The 15,173-nt window shown below is 48.4% G+C and carries 19 protein-coding genes; 5 read left to right on the top strand and 14 right to left on the bottom strand.

Features of this window, described 5'->3' with window-relative positions:
* From KDD36_11815 to KDD36_11765, 11 genes are all read right to left on the bottom strand, one after another.
* The coding region (locus KDD36_11815) for a nucleotidyl transferase AbiEii/AbiGii toxin family protein (GenBank protein ID MCB0397337.1) at positions 1-675 on the bottom strand (675 nt) is incomplete at its 3' end.
* Positions 669-1,163 carry a hypothetical protein gene (locus KDD36_11810; GenBank protein MCB0397336.1) on the bottom strand — a complete coding sequence of 165 codons (495 nt, stop codon included), beginning with the start codon at positions 1,161-1,163 and terminating at the stop codon, positions 669-671. The genes KDD36_11810 and KDD36_11815, both read right to left, overlap by 7 nt.
* Positions 1,164-1,358: 195 nt before the next feature.
* Positions 1,359-1,937, bottom strand: a complete 579-nt coding sequence (locus KDD36_11805; protein MCB0397335.1) for a YdeI/OmpD-associated family protein — start codon at positions 1,935-1,937, stop codon at positions 1,359-1,361.
* Positions 1,938-1,997: 60 nt separating this feature from the next.
* The gene (locus KDD36_11800) at positions 1,998-2,660 is read right to left on the bottom strand and encodes a hypothetical protein (GenBank protein MCB0397334.1); all 663 of its coding nucleotides are present in this window, start codon (positions 2,658-2,660) and stop codon (positions 1,998-2,000) included.
* Positions 2,661-2,884: 224 nt separating this feature from the next.
* Positions 2,885-3,112 carry a hypothetical protein gene (locus KDD36_11795; GenBank protein ID MCB0397333.1) on the bottom strand — a complete coding sequence of 76 codons (228 nt, stop codon included), beginning with the start codon at positions 3,110-3,112 and terminating at the stop codon, positions 2,885-2,887.
* 150 nt (positions 3,113-3,262) lie between these two features.
* On the bottom strand, positions 3,263-4,627 hold the full coding sequence (locus KDD36_11790; protein MCB0397332.1) for a hypothetical protein: 1,365 nt from the start codon (positions 4,625-4,627) through the stop codon (positions 3,263-3,265).
* 3 nt (positions 4,628-4,630) lie between these two features.
* The gene (coaD, locus tag KDD36_11785; protein ID MCB0397331.1) at positions 4,631-5,101 is read right to left on the bottom strand and encodes a pantetheine-phosphate adenylyltransferase; all 471 of its coding nucleotides are present in this window, start codon (positions 5,099-5,101) and stop codon (positions 4,631-4,633) included.
* A gap of 4 nt (positions 5,102-5,105) precedes the next feature.
* A complete protein-coding gene (locus KDD36_11780) occupies positions 5,106-5,642 on the bottom strand; it encodes an RsmD family RNA methyltransferase (GenBank protein MCB0397330.1) in 537 nt (178 codons plus the stop codon).
* Positions 5,630-6,502: a DUF3822 family protein gene (locus tag KDD36_11775; protein ID MCB0397329.1), complete on the bottom strand. Its 873-nt coding sequence runs from the start codon at positions 6,500-6,502 to the stop codon at positions 5,630-5,632. The genes KDD36_11780 and KDD36_11775 overlap by 13 nt, the downstream gene beginning before the upstream one ends.
* Positions 6,486-7,025 carry a hypothetical protein gene (locus tag KDD36_11770; GenBank protein MCB0397328.1) on the bottom strand — a complete coding sequence of 180 codons (540 nt, stop codon included), beginning with the start codon at positions 7,023-7,025 and terminating at the stop codon, positions 6,486-6,488. Before KDD36_11770 ends, KDD36_11775 begins: the two co-directional genes overlap by 17 nt.
* A 147-nt stretch (positions 7,026-7,172) precedes the next feature.
* On the bottom strand, positions 7,173-8,984 hold the full coding sequence (locus KDD36_11765) for a DNA polymerase III subunit gamma/tau (GenBank protein MCB0397327.1): 1,812 nt from the start codon (positions 8,982-8,984) through the stop codon (positions 7,173-7,175).
* 828 nt (positions 8,985-9,812) lie between these two features.
* Between KDD36_11765 and KDD36_11760 the strand changes: the two genes are divergently transcribed.
* The 4 genes from KDD36_11760 (at position 9,813) to KDD36_11745 (ending at position 11,516) form a co-directional block, all read left to right on the top strand.
* Positions 9,813-10,184 carry a 30S ribosomal protein S6 gene (locus KDD36_11760; protein MCB0397326.1) on the top strand — a complete coding sequence of 124 codons (372 nt, stop codon included), beginning with the start codon at positions 9,813-9,815 and terminating at the stop codon, positions 10,182-10,184.
* Positions 10,185-10,205: 21 nt separating this feature from the next.
* The gene (locus tag KDD36_11755; protein MCB0397325.1) at positions 10,206-10,472 is read left to right on the top strand and encodes a 30S ribosomal protein S18; all 267 of its coding nucleotides are present in this window, start codon (positions 10,206-10,208) and stop codon (positions 10,470-10,472) included.
* Positions 10,473-10,481: 9 nt separating this feature from the next.
* Positions 10,482-10,928, top strand: coding sequence for a 50S ribosomal protein L9 (gene rplI, locus KDD36_11750; protein MCB0397324.1), 447 nt, complete (start codon positions 10,482-10,484; stop codon positions 10,926-10,928).
* Between the two features lie 114 nt (positions 10,929-11,042).
* Positions 11,043-11,516 (top strand): hypothetical protein, encoded by a 474-nt coding sequence (locus tag KDD36_11745; GenBank protein MCB0397323.1) that lies wholly within the window; start codon positions 11,043-11,045, stop codon positions 11,514-11,516.
* An 86-nt stretch (positions 11,517-11,602) separates the two neighbouring features.
* Here the strand turns inward: KDD36_11745 and KDD36_11740 are convergent, their stop codons facing one another.
* From KDD36_11740 to panB, 3 genes are read right to left on the bottom strand one after another with little or no spacing between them, the layout of a single operon-like run.
* Complete coding sequence (locus KDD36_11740; GenBank protein MCB0397322.1) at positions 11,603-12,847, bottom strand: ABC transporter permease; 1,245 nt, start codon at positions 12,845-12,847, stop codon at positions 11,603-11,605.
* A complete protein-coding gene (locus KDD36_11735; GenBank protein MCB0397321.1) occupies positions 12,844-13,563 on the bottom strand; it encodes an RluA family pseudouridine synthase in 720 nt (239 codons plus the stop codon). Before KDD36_11735 ends, KDD36_11740 begins: the two co-directional genes overlap by 4 nt.
* Positions 13,544-14,362, bottom strand: a complete 819-nt coding sequence (gene panB, locus KDD36_11730; protein MCB0397320.1) for a 3-methyl-2-oxobutanoate hydroxymethyltransferase — start codon at positions 14,360-14,362, stop codon at positions 13,544-13,546. The genes KDD36_11735 and panB overlap by 20 nt, the downstream gene beginning before the upstream one ends.
* Before the next feature lie 203 nt (positions 14,363-14,565).
* On the opposite strand from panB, the gene KDD36_11725 reads away from it, so the two are divergent.
* The coding region (locus KDD36_11725; GenBank protein MCB0397319.1) for a hypothetical protein at positions 14,566-15,173 on the top strand (608 nt) is incomplete at its 3' end.

Raw genomic sequence — 15,173 nt, 5'->3', positions numbered from 1 at the left:
CGTTGTACTCTGTATTATTCGGTTATATCGTTCCTCTCGTGTTTCATAAAGCAGGTTGCCAAGAATGGCTTCCTGTATACTTCTGTCTTCCAATATTCTTTGCAACTGTTCTGTTAAGTAAGGCCTTACATCTTTTGGAGTACAGGTCAGTTGTTCAACAATATCGGTGCGGTTATCCAGAACATAAACAATATCTTCCAGGTCATGACTGGTTCTGGGGTCTTTTGCCCCTCTGTCATTAAATGCTGTGAATTTGGAAGCCAAAAAGTAGGGTAACGGAAGTATTTGCACCTGCTGATCTTCGATTTCTACGGTTATCTTTTGAGTAAATCCGGGTGCAAACCATGGATTAGCTGGTGCCCAGCCGATCGCCTTGGTGCTCATGACATCTACTTTGATATCTTCATATCGGAAGCGACAGATCACGTTATCTTCCGGTGATTGAGTAAAATTCTTCTGAATTAGTTCTTCCCTGATAGCTTCCAGCTCACCTAAAGTTGCAATAGCCAGGCTGATGTCCACATCTTTTGTCGGTCGCACATCATCTGCTGCGGGGTCGTTGATATACAGGCTTACCGTTGCACCACCAACATACACAACCTGGCTGTTCATTTGTCCCAGAGCAAGAGCAATTTTATGGAGGACGGCCCTGTTAATGGTCGTGTTTTTTAACATATCCGGTCTTTCAATTCTTTAATGGCCATGTTTTTTTCTCTTGCACGGCCAACACGGAGTGCATCTGTCAATGCCAGTAAGGCGTATAGATTTTCATCTTCAGATACTGCCTGCGGTGTAGTGGCATATAGAGGAGTAATGCCGTGACCTCTTACCTGTCCCTTTGCATAAGGCCAGACGTAGTTTTCATCACTACTTATCAAATCATGTAAGGGTGCTGCTGAATGTGCAGTAGGTAAGCCTCTGACCACCGCTCCGGGTTTGACCGGAAATACCACTGCCAGTCCATATTGTAAAAAGTCCATCAATGCCTGCCGCATCACCTTTTTACCGCTATCATTCAACAGGCCGGCATATTTGGAACGGGCTACGGATTGGCTTACTTCACTTTGACTCATTTTCAATGCCTGAGCCAGGGGAATTTGTTGCCAACTGTCATTGTCAAGCGCAATGATCTTAAGCAGAATTACAATATCCTGCGGCTTCATGCTGTGGTTCGGTTGTCTCATTCTCCTTAGTATATCGCATATCGCAATATGCAATATTACAAATAAAATTAACTTGAAACAACCGGTATTCCTAAGAACTTTTTCATGTTACCTGGGGCAATGACTCAGACTAAAAGCTTGGGCGGGCTTCGAAACATAAAGCCCCCAATCATCATCGCCACCAAGCTGAATTCTTTATTGAAACTTCTCACCTTTGGCCAGCTTATCAATAATCTCTTTCATGCGTTTTTCTCTTGTCTCTTGTTTTTTTGCGGTCTGCAGGCGGAATCCGATGAAAAAAAGATTGGTCTTATTAAGGCCCCTAAAAAACGCTTCTGCTTTTTTGTTTTTGCCAAGTTCTTTCATAAAGTATTCCGGTATGGTCATCTTGCTTGGCGAGTCGTATGCTTTTTCCCAATTGCCGTTTGCCTTGGCTTTTTCGACAGCTTCTAACCCCGAAGGTCTCATCCGTCCTTCTTTGATCAATCTTTCGACATGTCCGATGTTTATTTTGGACCAGATGCTTTTTTCTCTTCTGGGACTAAACTTCTGCAGCCACGCTTGTTCGTCAAATGCTTGTTTCTGACCATCAATCCACCCGTAACAAATTGCGACATCAAGTGCTTCTGCATAGCTGACGGTCTTTATCCCGGAATCTTTCTTGAATATTTTAACCCAAAGTCCCTTTGAGTTATCGTGATTTTCTCCAAGCCAGGTCTCAAATGTTTCTGATGTTTTGAATGCTTTGGTGGGTATAGGATCTGGTTTGGTCATTAGGGGGGCGTTTTAAGTTCTGGTTGCTTGGCGTTGGCGCAGAACCCGTGCTAGTCGAAGTTATATTAATTTTATTGTCCATTTAAATTTTTCAAATTCTCTGCCTGCAATTTGATTTTGTGTCTTTGACTGATGGCAATTAAAGTCATAATAAAATCCATTGTGTTCTGCCTTCAAAGTCTTCAATTCAACTTTAAGTGGTTTGTCAATTTCGATATGTTCAAATAAATATTCAGCGTCATACTCATAGAACTTACAATTGCTAATCATTATAGGATCGTATCTTTTAACAACTGTAAAGTCTTTCAGCAAATGTGAAACACCATATTCTGACAATCCCATAAGCTCTTCAAAAGTTTCGTGTCCTAAATATTCAAGTTCATGTTTTGGTGTAATATTTAGAGTTATAGTCGGTGAGAAAACTCCTTTATATTCAGGTTTGTCTTGGTAGTACTTTGTCGCAATACAAATAGGATCTCCAAGTTCTTCCCATATTTCTTCTGCTGTTTCTTCAAGACCTTGTCCAATGATTTGTTCGCTTTTTATTTTCCCGAAGTCCGTTACTGATACAAATCCCCAATTATTTGGTTTCTCAAATAGAATTCCCAGTTTCTTGTTAACGTAAATGTTGTCATTAACGGCAACTGCTTTTAATGGGTCAATAGCAAGTCCCGCCAATGCGATACTTGTCAGTCGTATAAATTCTCTTCTGCCTATTCCCATATTCTGGTCGTCAATAATTGCCACTAACGGTTTGCAGCTACAAGAAGTTAACGATTTCGGATCTATATCCCCACCAATCTATCCGGATATGTGCAACCGAATAATCTCTTCACCTCCCAATATGATGTGAACCTCCACCCCCTCAATAGTCTTGAAAATGTAAGATAAAAAAACCGGGATTATGGCAAAATACCTGGCAGAAGGTATTTTGTTGCGTTCAGGGTTCAGGGCTCGTTTTTGAACGCGTATTTCCGTTTGACTTCCTCGTGTGGGGTTACGCGCCCTTCTTCCACGTCGCGAAGTCCACGTTGGATGCCTGCCTTTTGTTCCTCGGTCAGGTCGTCCCACCAGTCGTGATCTGCCGAGTCCTTTACCACCTTCAGGTATTGAATGGTGGTATCGTCTTCCAGGCTTGCCACCCATTTGATCAATTCGAGTTTTAATGTTTCCACTCCCATAGTGTTAATTTAATAAAACCTATGTAGTAAGAGCCATTTTGTTGCAATCTTGATACAGGGTGTGCCCCCCGCTTACCATTATCCTCTCTGCTTAATGCTACTCCCTGTATGCCGTATGCTGTTGCTGTATGCTGTTGCTGTATGCTACTTATGGTGTACGAATGGCAGGATCTGCTGCTCCAGCTTCTCCGTGGGTGAGGCCGCGGGCGCGATCAGGATCATCCCGGTCTCGTCGGTGAGGATGTATTGGGGGAGGCGGGGGAGATTGAAGTACATGGCCACTTCTGCTTTGTCTTCCGCAAAGAGCATTTGAAAGGGAAAGTGTCTTTCGGCATGGGTGTGCATGAAATCCTCGCGGTTCTCGTCCAGGGAGACGGCCACGAAGTTGAGCTTCTTGCCGTAGTCTTCATGGTAGCGGCGGAGCACTTCCATTTCGGCCAGACAGGCAGGGGAGGTGCTGATCCAGAAAATGAAATAGGTGGGTTTTTTATTTTCAGGAAGCAGCGGCATTTTATTTCCGAGGGTGTCTGTCACATGCAGGGCATGAATGGGGCCCCCTTCCACACTGCGGTCCAGGTAAGGGTGCACGAGGTTGGCCACTTCGCCCACCTGGGTGCCTGCCTTCAGGTTGGCGAAGTCGCGGATCATGTCCAGGATCAATAGCTTGTCGCTGCCGTTGGTGGCGTAAAGGGATATCAGGCCCCGGAGCGCCACCCAGTCGCGCAGCATGCCGTTGCCTACAAGTGAATCCGTTCCCAGCGTATCCAGGAAGGCACCGATGTTCTTTTGCAGCAGACTTTCCCAAAGGCCGCGGCCGGAAGACTTCATCATTTTAGACGGCACATACTTGGCCATGATCGCGTTGAAGGCATACATGTAGGAGATATGATCCGGGAGCATTTCCTTCCCGGTGAAGTCCTTGTAGACCAGGCTGGGGATGCTCACGCGGGCAATGAGTCCCAGTTCCGCCACCTCATAGAACATGTAGGTGCTGAGGTAGGGGTGAGGTGCTTTCTTCGATTCCGCCTCCACCTCTTTCAGGAAATCAATGATGATCTTTTGTCCTTCTTCTTTTCTGAGGAACTGTTTATTCACCGTCCGGAAGGAGGCGTACTTCTCATCAAATGCTTTGATCTGTGCATTCAACGACAGAGGCCCTTCCTTTTCGATCTCCAGGGGCATGGGATCTCCTTCTTCGGTGGTGTTGGAAGGATAGGTGAATGAATACGTGGCGTTGGGTTCTACGTGCAAGACTTTCCGTTGTCCGCCGATGTCGATGAATACCGCCCGGATCTGATCAAAATCCGTTTCGAACCGGAAGGTCCCGTCGGCTCCGATGACCTGTTGGTCCAGGGTCTTTTCCGTAAAAAGAAGTTGCTCCTGGTAAATTTTCAGATAGGCCTTCTCACCCACATAACCGGGGGCTTTCCCTTCAAGGATGGAGCCGGCCATCAGTTTGGCAGAGGTGGCCACGAAGAGGGCCAGGCATATGCAGGCTTTGATTTTCATTTGTTATCTGGCTGCCGGAATATGGATGGCGGAGGGAACGAATGCGCTGACATCACCGCCATGTTTAAGGATGTCACGCACTACCGTAGAGTTGATCGCATGAACGTGGGGTTCCGGAAAAACGGATACCGTTTCAATATCGGGAGCCATGGCATGGTTCATCGAAGCGATGGTCCGCTCAAACTCGAAGTCATTGGTGTTACGGATGCCACGCAGAATGAAGCGCGCGCCCACCTGTTTGCAAAAGGACACCGTCAGGCCTTCGTATACATCACACGTCACGCGGGACTCATTGGCAAAGGTCTCATCCACCCATGCTTTTCGTTGATCGATATCAAACATGTAGTTCTTGGCGGAGTTGTGTCCGATGCCTACGATGATGCGATCGAACACATGCAGGGCACGCTTTACGATGGACTCATGCCCAAGCGTGATGGGGTCAAAGGAGCCTGGAAATACGGCGATACGTTCCATGGGTTCAGGGTTGATTTGAGAAGATACTAAAATTAACACTTCCGTACTTTCGGTGTTGCTTAAAACGCGGGTGATCGTTAAACTGGTATGTTCCCGGATGTTCCAGGACCAGCCACCCATCGGGTTTCAGCCATTCATGTTCAAAAATCAGGCCGGGAATGGTGTCCAGGGAAGGATGCTCATAGGGTGGGTCCGCCAGGATCAGGTCGAAGGTCATGCGCCTGGACTTCAGGAAGCGGAACACATCGTCGCTGATCATGTTCACTTCTTCCCCGATGGTGTCAAAGGTTTGCTGGATGAACTTACAGCAGTGCCGGTTGTTATCCACACACCAGATGGGACCCGCGCCGGCGGAAGCACATTCGAGGGCCAGGCTGCCGGTCCCGCTGAACAGGTCCATGACCGCCATGCCGTCGGGTGAATGCTGGTGACGCAGGATATTGAACAGGGCTTCCCGTGCGAAATCCGTGGTGGGTCTCACCGGAAGATTCCCGGGCGGGGTGAACCTTCTGCCTTTGTATTTTCCGCCTATGATTCGCAAAGGAACTCGTGGTAAAGCGTAAAATACCGGTGGGCGGGAATGGATCTCAATGCATCACCTAACTTAAGCTGATCGGAGCTTTCTTCGAATACTGTCTGCGGAAGATACCTGGAAAGCAACTCATAAAGAGGAGAATCGCGGTGGATATCTCCGGCCAGTCCCACCTGCGTGTTTTCCGGATTGAGTTCCAGTTGCTCCATCGTGAAGAGCACATAATAAAGTACATCTTCAGGAACGTTGGTGACAAACGTATTGGCCAGTTGCAGCCCGGCGCCCTTGGTGACCAGGACATCGGCATGGCCTTCATGCACGTGAAGCAGCAGCCTGGGGCTGTCTTGATTCCTGTATCTTTTAAGCATCGATTCGATCAGTACCACCATGGGGTGGGAGATATGGATGCCCTTGAAGGTGTCGGTAAGCCAGGTCTTGTGGGATCTTGGAATGGCATACAACAACACCGCTTGTGCAAGAGGGCAGGGGTGTGCCATTACGGAATCTTCTTCGGAAAGGGGATGATTGAAGGCCAGTACATCCCTTGAAGCGTCTTCGCTGTAGATGCCTTTCGGTATCAATGTGAACTTTGGGGTGGCATATAGCACGCCGGCAGATGCAAGCCGGTCCTGTTTGATGCCGGTTTCGGTCCAGGCGTTCTTCCATCCGTCTTCCCGGTTGTTCGGGAAAAGTTGTTCCGTTGTAAGCGTGAATGTTCGGGAGGACTTATTCAGCAAGCTATAGGCGAAGCTCGCCTGATCCCATAACAGGGACAGGTGAAGATTCCCAAGCTCGGTATCTGCGGGAAAGCGACCCGAAGAAGACGTGGTGTTCGCTGGTGATTCTGAGGTTCTATTCCCAGTTTCCATTGGTGGAAGCCTCGGTCAGTGAGCCTACCCTTAACACATCGTATTTGTCGTACGGATCTGTGTCAACGGCTTCAAAGACGCTTACCTTCAAACCGCTCATTTCAATTTCACCCGCGGCGAGGGAGAATTTGGAACCGTTGGTGAAAGGAACATACTGCAATGAGTCAAAGGGGTAAGAAGTGCCACCGAGCAGGGAGTCCTTTACGGCCATGAATGTGGTGTCACGAATCACCTGCCCTGCGGCAACGGCCAGAGAATCTTCGATATCTCCCACGCTGTATATCACCATGAAGGAATCTTTCTGGATGAAGTTCAGAAGTTTGTCAAAGCTGTCCGCATATTTTTGATTCACCGACTTGTATGCGAATTGCGCGGTACGAATATCTTTCAGGCGCTGGATCACCTGGGCGTAGCGTTTTTCTTTTTCCTTGTTGAACCGGATGGGTTCTGCAATCACCTCTACCAGGTAGTATCCGAGTAACAGAATGGTGACGATCAGAACGATTTTAATGACAAATTTCATTGCAGCAATGTTAATGGGGTCAGAATAACTTTATTGTCCGTGTTTACGATTTGCGGCCAATGCAAAACTACAATAATCCGGGATTTTGCAAAAAAGTCCGCATTTAGGGTAAATTACTTCCGGCTTCATTTTGATCTGGGTAAATTCCTAGTAATCGATATCCAGGTCCAGTTGTTGCTTGAGTTTGTTGATGTTCGGATTCTTTTCGGCCATCTTTTCAAACTTATCCCTGGGCGTGTAGGGTGTTTCATCGGGTGCATCAATCTTTACCTCGGTGGTCAGCATCAGGGCGGATAATGCCAGTTTTTCCCTCAGGTAGCGGAGGATGTCCGACTTTTCCACTTCCAGGATTTCCTCCAGTGCCCGGTTGTCGAGCATCAGGTGGATGGTTTGTGAGTCCTTTATGTCCGGCAACCGTTTCAACATGGTGGCGCCGAGATTGCGCTTTCCGTTTGCCTTGGCCTGTTCCGCGAAATCCTTCCAATGCTTTGCCAGGTCTTCCTCGCTGAATGTGGGCGCTCCGGCAGGTGCGGTGGTGTTAACATCGGTAGACTCCCCGGCGTCATCTGAATCTGTATTTTTCGCGGATTCTGCCTCTTCGCTGAGGATGGTTTTTATGGAAATGGTATTGGTTTGTGTTGGTTGCTTCGGTTGGGCCACCGGTTTTGGTTGTTCCGGTTTAACGGCTTCCGGTGCCTTGACGTCTTCCTTCCGAACTTCCTGCACCGGTGGTTGGGGAGGAGGGGGTGTTGCTTCTTTGCGTTCCGCTTTTGGCTCTTCCTTGGCTTTTGGTTTGGCGGCGGGTGCGGGAGCTGCCGACCGTTGAACAACTTTGGCTTTCGGAGGACCGTCCTCTCCCGCAGCGGGAGATGTCAATGCAGTCATTTTCAGCAGCAACAGCTCCACCAGAAAACGTGGGTTCTTTGAGGTGCGATACTGGAGGTCGGCACTGTTGCCAAGGTCCAGGGCCCGCAACAGAAAGTCATAGGAACACTCGTTGGTCTGTGCCAGGTAGCGCTCGCGTATATTCTGACTGGCCTCAATCAGGGGGATCGTCTGAGGATCCTTGCATACCAGCAGATTGCGGATATGTTCATTGAGGCCGTTGATGAAGTTGTGGCCATCGAAACCGCGCCGTATCACTTCATCGAGAAGTAGCAATGCACCGGTCTGATCTCCTGTCACCACCTGGTCTATGACCTTGAAAAAATAATCGTGATCCAGGATGTTGAGGTTTTCGATCACTTCTTCATAGGTGAGGCGGTTGCCTCCGAAACTCACCAGCTGGTCGAATGTGGAGAGGGCATCACGGAGTGCACCATCAGATTTCTGCGCGATGATGTGAAGCGCCTCCATGTCAGCCTGGATGCCTTCGTGTTCTGCAACGAAGGCCAGGTGACGTGCGATGTCTTCCACCGTGACCCGCTTAAAGTCGAAGATCTGACATCTGGAGAGGATGGTGGGAAGTACCTTGTGTTTTTCTGTGGTTGCCAGGATGAACTTGGCATGGGCGGGAGGCTCTTCCAGCGTTTTCAGAAAGGCGTTGAAGGCCTGTTGTGAAAGCATGTGAACCTCATCGATGATATACACTTTGTATTTTCCTGCCTGGGGAGAGAACCGTACCTGGTCGATCAGACTTCTGATGTCTTCCACATGGTTATTGGAAGCGGCATCCAGTTCAAATACATTCAGGGATTTGCCTTCATTGAACGACTTGCAGGAAGAGCACGAATCGCAGGCTTCCCCTTCTTCGGTGAGGGATTCACAGTTGATGGTCTTGGCGAGGATCCGCGCACAGGTTGTTTTTCCCACCCCTCTGGGACCGCAAAAAAGGAAGGCCTGGGCCAGGTGATTATTTCGGATGGCATTCTTAAGGGTCACGGTGATGGCATCCTGTCCGATGACGGTCTCAAACCGGGAAGGTCTGTATTTGCGGGCAGAAACAATGAATTGATCCATGTTGTTGGGTTGGGTACGAAGGATTACAAAGATAGGAGTTTTAGTTGTTAGTCGATAGTCGTTAGTAGATAGTAGTTAGTGGGGGAGATCCCGGGTGAAGGTTTGCTGATGGTGGATGTTAGATCCCCTGCCTCGCCGGACAGGCAGGGGATCTCATGGCGTTACGGCAATATCAGTGCCCTTTGGATACGATAATTGGTCATTAGTCATCAACGTATTGACCATTCTGCAAGGGAAATTATGTTCAGTTTGTAAATGGTAGTACCGATGGTTAGGCGAAGGTTCCCGGATCATTGCGATACCGGGACAGGTGCACCTTCGTCTTGTTATCTTCAAAGCGTTCCGCTTTGGTATTTTTTATTGAGAACTCTTCTTCAGTACCAGCATTGTAAGCTATGATAAAAGAAGTAGCTTAAAGCTACAGGATAGACAGACGAAGGTGCAACCTTAGCCTAACCACCGGAGTTATATGTGTGATTTGGCGAGGAATTATGTGGTGATTTAGTGATGTATGATGTGATTATATGGTGATGTGTTAAGGATGTGATGTATACCGGCCGATATCTTATCCAACGAGCTCAGGTTGAAGTATTATGAGTTTCCTGCCTGGCCGGACAGGCAGGAAATCTATCGGCGTTACGGCAATGTCGATACCCTTTATTCATCACCTCCTCACATCGTGCATCATCCATCATCCATCATCCATCACCACATCATACATAGCACATCACCAAATCATGCATCCCCCCAACGACTATTTGCTAATTTATTTGTTTGGGAATAATCTTTTCGTACCTTTGCCGTCCTATTTTTAAGGATGTAAAACCTATGTCAGAAGTTAAAAGCAGGTATGAAACCGTATTTATTATGACGCCTGTGCTGTCAGAAGAACAGCTAAAGGAAACGGTTTCCAAATACAAAAGCCTTCTAAAAAAGGAGGGGGCCGATCTCATCCACGAAAGTAAGTGGGGTCTCCGCAAGCTGGCTTATCCCATCCAAAAGAAGTCCACAGGTTTTTATCACCTGTTGGAGTTCGCCGCACCTGGCGATGCCATTGATTCGGTTGAGGTGGAACTTAAGCGTGACGAGCGGGTACTTCGCTTTCTGACTGTGAAGCTCGACAAACATGCAGTTGCCTATAACGAGCGTAAGCGTGAGAAAGGCAAGAAAGAAGTTCAGCCTGAAACAGAAGAGGCGTAAACCAAATCAAACCGTTAGTTAATGGCACAAGATTCCGAGATCCGGTACCTCACCCCGCCGACAGTAGAGATCAAGAAAAAGAAATACTGTTGGTTCCAGAAAAATAAGATCCAGTATATCGATTATAAGGATCCTGACTTCCTGTTGCGTTTTGTGAATGAGCAGGGCAAGATCCTTCCACGCCGTCTGACCGGTACTTCGTTGAAGTATCAGCGCAAGTTGGCGACGGCGATCAAAAGGGCACGCCACCTTTCTTTGCTGCCTTACGTAAGTGATATGCTTAAATAAGTTCGCACCATGGAAATCATTCTGAAAGATTACGTAAAAGGCCTTGGCGAAAAGAACGACATCGTTCGTGTGAAAGATGGCTATGGTCGCAATTATCTGATCCCTCAGGGTCTCGGTGTGATTGCAAATGATATTAACCGCAAGGTGCTTGATGAGAACCTGAAGCAATCGGCCCACCGTGATGCGAAGATCCGCCAGGAAGCTGAAGAGCTGGCAGGTATGCTGAAAGACAAAGTGTTCAAGATCGGTGCCAAGGTAGGTGAGAAGGGAAGGATCTTCGGTTCCGTGACCGCACTTCAGATTGCCGATGCGATCAAAGAAGCCGGTTTTACCGTGGACAGAAAGAACATCAGCATCAAAGAAGAACCCATCAAAGAACTCGGTACTTACTCAGCGGATGTTCGTCTTCACAAAGAAGTACACAGCACCGTTCAGTTCGAAGTGGTAGAAGAATAGATTTTTGATCATCGACCCCCATCTATGATCAAGGCCCCCCGTACAACGGGGGGCTTTTTTTATGCGGTCGGTTGATATTGAACCACAAATGCACTCAGGAAACAAAAGGTCTGTATGAAACGGTTTGTGATCATGTCATGGATAAGCGTTATCTCTGCCTGTGCTTCAAACCCTGAAATAATCAGGATTCACGGCAAGTGGAATTTTTTTGAATCGGATGCAATGATGTGCGGTGACTGCATAAAAAACTCACCCCGGTGTTGCGTGTTTGCATACAACGGTAAAAGATACTTGCGAGCAGAATCCTATGTACTCGATAAGGAAGGACGGATTGATTCAGTTTATTCATATACAAATCCACTGGGTGTGAATATTATGGCGCTGAACGAGATGAAATATCTTATCGGAGCGGATACGTCAGAATACTTTAAGTTAGGTAGTGTAGAAATCAGCTGGGATGCCAGGCAAAGGTTAATTAGGGATTGCCAAAGATCGGTTAGGCAGTTTACCATAGATGCCGAAAACAATTATCTGGTATTGACGGAAAATGGTAAACTGACGATTTATGAATATGTGATAGAGGAATAAAGTCAGTTATTGGTCTAATTGCCGCTACCATATTTATTCCAAAGATTATAGAACGCAGTTGGACTTCTGTATGCTGTTGCTGTCAACTACTCAGTTCGCAAAGCTTCGATCGGATCCAGCCTGGAGGCTTTCAGTGCAGGCAGCAGACCGGCGATCAGTCCGGTGATCACACATAGCAATACGCCGATGGTCATCCACAACCAGGGGATGATGAAGCCACCACCGGTGATCATGGAGATGATGTTACCTACCAGGATGCCGATAAAGATGCCCACGACACCCCCGATCTGGCAGATCATCACCGACTCGATCAGGAATTGCCACAGGATGGCTTGTGAGGTGGCGCCAAGGGCCTTTCTTAAACCGATCTCCCGGGTTCGCTCTGTCACCGAAACCAGCATGATATTCATCAGGCCGATCGCTGAACCGAGCAATGTGATCAATCCTATAAACGTAGCGATGATGGCCACAAAGCCCAGACTTTCGATGAGCACGCCGGCCAGGCTATCGCTTTTCGTGATCTCAAAGGTGCTGTCTTCCCCGGGATGAACACCGCGGATGATCCGGAACAGGCCGGTGGCTTCCCCGATCGCTACATTCATCTGCTCGACATCATCTGCCTTGACCTCCAGGACAAAGTTCATATCCTGACTTCCATAGTTCTGGCGCACATTCTGTACCGGTAGCAAGGCAATCCGGTCGCCACCGAATCCCAGGCTTGATCCCTTTTCTTTAAGCACGGCGATCACAGTGTACATGCCTGCACCGATTTTGATCTGTTTGTTTACCGCTTCCGCTGCATTTTTGAATAGCGTTTCCGCGATCTCCTTGCCGATGATGGTATGCCGTGTGCCGTAGATCACCTCCTGCTTTGTGAAGTTGCGGCCATATGATAATTCATATCCGGAGGTGGTCAGGTATTCCGCATCCACCCCGAAGACGGTCACATTCGGGTTTGTTTTTTCTGCGCCATATTTCAATGTAGCGATCCGGGTGCCAATAACGGTGGCGGAAACAGTGGCCGGGAAAGAAAAATTTTCCTTGAATGCCATGGCTTCATCATAGGATATGGGTTCATACACCTTCGGGCGTTCTCCGCCGGAGCCGATCCTGATGGCGAGGCCGCGGTTCCTGATGTTGAAAGTATTGGCGCCCATGCTTGCGAAATTGTTGTTCAACGTCTGCTTCAGGGCGTCAATGGACGTAAGGATTCCCACCAGGGCGGTGATGCCCATGGCAATGATGGCTATGGTCAGTATGGTTCGCAGGAGCGTGCTCCGGATAGACCTGAGCGCGATCCGCATATATTCTTTGAAATATGAATTGTTCATGCCTCGGTGAATTGAGATTCAAAGAATGACCAAACAGGATCGCCCGCCGGAACCGGAGCCGTAATGGTCATCGGTTCATTTCGGACGGGATGCTCAAAGTTAATGGTTCTGGCGTGAAGGTGGATGGAAGCATCGTTGTTGCTTCTGTTAAATCCGTATTTGAGGTCTCCTTTGATGGGGCATCCCATGTGGGCCAGCTGAACCCTGATCTGGTGGTGCCTGCCTGTGACGGGCTCCACCTCCAGCAGCGTGTATGTGTCGCTATGGCCAAGCACCCTGTACCTTGTGACGGCCTCTTTGGCATCCGGTGTTCCGGCTTTCACAACGTAGGACTTATTCTGCTTCTGATTCTTCCGGAGATAATGCCTGAGCTCTCCCTCCATTTGCTCGGGTCTGTTCTTCACCACAGCCCAGTACGTCTTTCTGACCTTCTTATCCCGAAAGCTCTGATTCATCCGGCTCAGTGCTTTCGAAGTTTTGGTAAACAGCACCACGCCGCTTACCGGCCGGTCTATCCGGTGGGTAACGCCAATGAAAGCTTTTCCCGGTTTCTTGTGTATTCGTGCGAGGTAGTTTGCGACGGTCTCGCTTAGCGGATCATCGCCGGTCTTATCGCCCTGCACGATGTCCGATGCGCGTTTGTTTACGACGATCAGGTGGTTGTCTTCATACAATACCTCCGGGTCAGTGTCGGAATCAGTATTGCTCCTGGTCATTAGGGAAGTCCTTGGATTTTATATCGTGGCAGTATGCTTCTACCGCATTCTTGATATCGTCGTGAAGATTCATATACCTGCGGAGAAAGCGGGGACTGAACTCTTTGGTGATGCCCAGCATATCATGCAGTACCAGTACCTGGCCATCTACCCGGTTACCGGCGCCGATACCGATCACCGGGATGTCAATGCTTTCGGAAACCTTTCTGGCCAGATCTGCGGGAATCTTTTCGAGAACAATACCGAAACAACCGGAGTCCTGCAGGATCTGCGCATCTTCCAATAACTTCTTCGCTTCTTCCTCTTCCCGGGCGCGCACAATGTAGGTCCCGAATTTATAGATCGACTGCGGAGTCAGTCCGAGGTGTCCCATCACGGGGACTCCCGTGGAAACGATGCGCTCAACGGATTCACGGATCTCGCGTCCACCTTCCAGTTTCACGGCGTGTGCTCCGGCCTCCTTCATGATCCGGATGGTGGAATTCAGGGCCTCTTTCGAGTTTCCCTGGTAGCTTCCGAAAGGAAGGTCTACCACAACGAGGGCACGTTCCACCGCTCTGATCACAGACGAAGCATGGTAGATCATCTGGTCCAGGGTGATGGGTAAGGTGGTCTCATGTCCCGCCATGACATTCGAAGCGGAATCGCCTACGAGGATGATATCCACACCGGCTTCATCCACGATCCGAGCCAACGAAAAATCGTAAGCCGTGAGCATGGAGATTTTTTCTCCGCGCCGTTTCATATCCTGAAGCACGTGGGTGGTAACCCTTTTAACCTGGCTTAAGTTCTTTGACATGGTGTTGGTTTCGGTTTGGCCTGCCTCGCGGGCGCGGTGCGTTTGGTTAGATGACAAAGCTACAAAAATACCCTTGTCCACCGGATTTGGTTTTATCAAAAGCATTCTTCAACTTTACACTTTCCCACTCCTTGTTGTAGCTGTCTGCGTGAAAGGAACGTCCTTATCACCTGGCTTTAACGATTAATTTATAACTTTGGCAAATGACCAGATTTAGTAGGATTGCGCTTTTTTTCCTGATAGGAGTTGGGGCGGTATCGTGTGAAACCGATTTTGATGTGAATGCCCCATACACGGAGACCACGATCGTCTATGCCCTGTTGAATCAGAATGACACAGCACACTATATAAAGATCAACAAAGCTTTTCTGGGTGAAGGCAATGCACTGGAGATGGCAACAGTCTACGACTCGGCCAACTATACAGGCCAGCTGGATGTTTACCTTCAGCAATGGGCATGGGGAAGCCTGGTCAATACATATCCGTTGGTTCCGGATGCGTCTATTCCCAAAGAGGATGGCGTGTTCTCAAATCCTTATCAGGTCCTTTACAAATCCACTGCAAGTCTGGATCCTGCCTCCGAATATAAGCTGATCATTTATAACAACGAAACCGGAAAAGAGATCACGGCCAGGACGCCTATCATCAATAAATTCAGCATCTCCAAACCCGGAACCTCGCCAGGAGAAAAGATCAATTGGGTGGCGGCAAATGCCAGGTATAGCGTAACCTGGAAGTCGGCCGAGGATGGAAAGTTATACCAGGTACGCCTGGGTTTTCACTACAGCGAAAAGCTGAGGGTGGCTCCTTT

It is taken from the genome of Flavobacteriales bacterium (genome assembly GCA_020435415.1).
Classification (GTDB): domain Bacteria; phylum Bacteroidota; class Bacteroidia; order JACJYZ01; family JACJYZ01; genus JACJYZ01.
The sequence above is the reverse complement of the archived record's forward strand: the minus strand, read 5'-3'. Positions and strand labels throughout refer to the sequence as shown.

Excerpts from the sequence above, each read along its gene's own strand:
- KDD36_11770 (MCB0397328.1), bottom strand. The coding sequence starts at position 7,025 with ATGAAATTTGTCATTAAAATCGTTCTGATCGTCACCATTCTGTTACTC.
- KDD36_11735 (MCB0397321.1), bottom strand. The coding sequence starts at position 13,563 with ATGACCAGGAGCAATACTGATTCCGACACTGACCCGGAGGTATTGTAT.
- KDD36_11745 (MCB0397323.1), top strand. The coding sequence starts at position 11,043 with ATGAAACGGTTTGTGATCATGTCATGGATAAGCGTTATCTCTGCCTGT.
- rplI (MCB0397324.1), top strand. The coding sequence starts at position 10,482 with ATGGAAATCATTCTGAAAGATTACGTAAAAGGCCTTGGCGAAAAGAAC.
- KDD36_11790 (MCB0397332.1), bottom strand. The coding sequence starts at position 4,627 with ATGAAAATCAAAGCCTGCATATGCCTGGCCCTCTTCGTGGCCACCTCT.
- KDD36_11775 (MCB0397329.1), bottom strand. The coding sequence starts at position 6,502 with ATGGAAACTGGGAATAGAACCTCAGAATCACCAGCGAACACCACGTCT.
- KDD36_11755 (MCB0397325.1), top strand. The coding sequence starts at position 10,206 with ATGGCACAAGATTCCGAGATCCGGTACCTCACCCCGCCGACAGTAGAG.
- KDD36_11740 (MCB0397322.1), bottom strand. The coding sequence starts at position 12,847 with ATGAACAATTCATATTTCAAAGAATATATGCGGATCGCGCTCAGGTCT.
- panB (MCB0397320.1), bottom strand. The coding sequence starts at position 14,362 with ATGTCAAAGAACTTAAGCCAGGTTAAAAGGGTTACCACCCACGTGCTT.
- coaD (MCB0397331.1), bottom strand. The coding sequence starts at position 5,101 with ATGGAACGTATCGCCGTATTTCCAGGCTCCTTTGACCCCATCACGCTT.
- KDD36_11800 (MCB0397334.1), bottom strand. The coding sequence starts at position 2,660 with ATGGGAATAGGCAGAAGAGAATTTATACGACTGACAAGTATCGCATTG.
- KDD36_11810 (MCB0397336.1), bottom strand. The coding sequence starts at position 1,163 with ATGAAGCCGCAGGATATTGTAATTCTGCTTAAGATCATTGCGCTTGAC.
- KDD36_11760 (MCB0397326.1), top strand. The coding sequence starts at position 9,813 with ATGTCAGAAGTTAAAAGCAGGTATGAAACCGTATTTATTATGACGCCT.
- KDD36_11805 (MCB0397335.1), bottom strand. The coding sequence starts at position 1,937 with ATGACCAAACCAGATCCTATACCCACCAAAGCATTCAAAACATCAGAA.
- KDD36_11765 (MCB0397327.1), bottom strand. The coding sequence starts at position 8,984 with ATGGATCAATTCATTGTTTCTGCCCGCAAATACAGACCTTCCCGGTTT.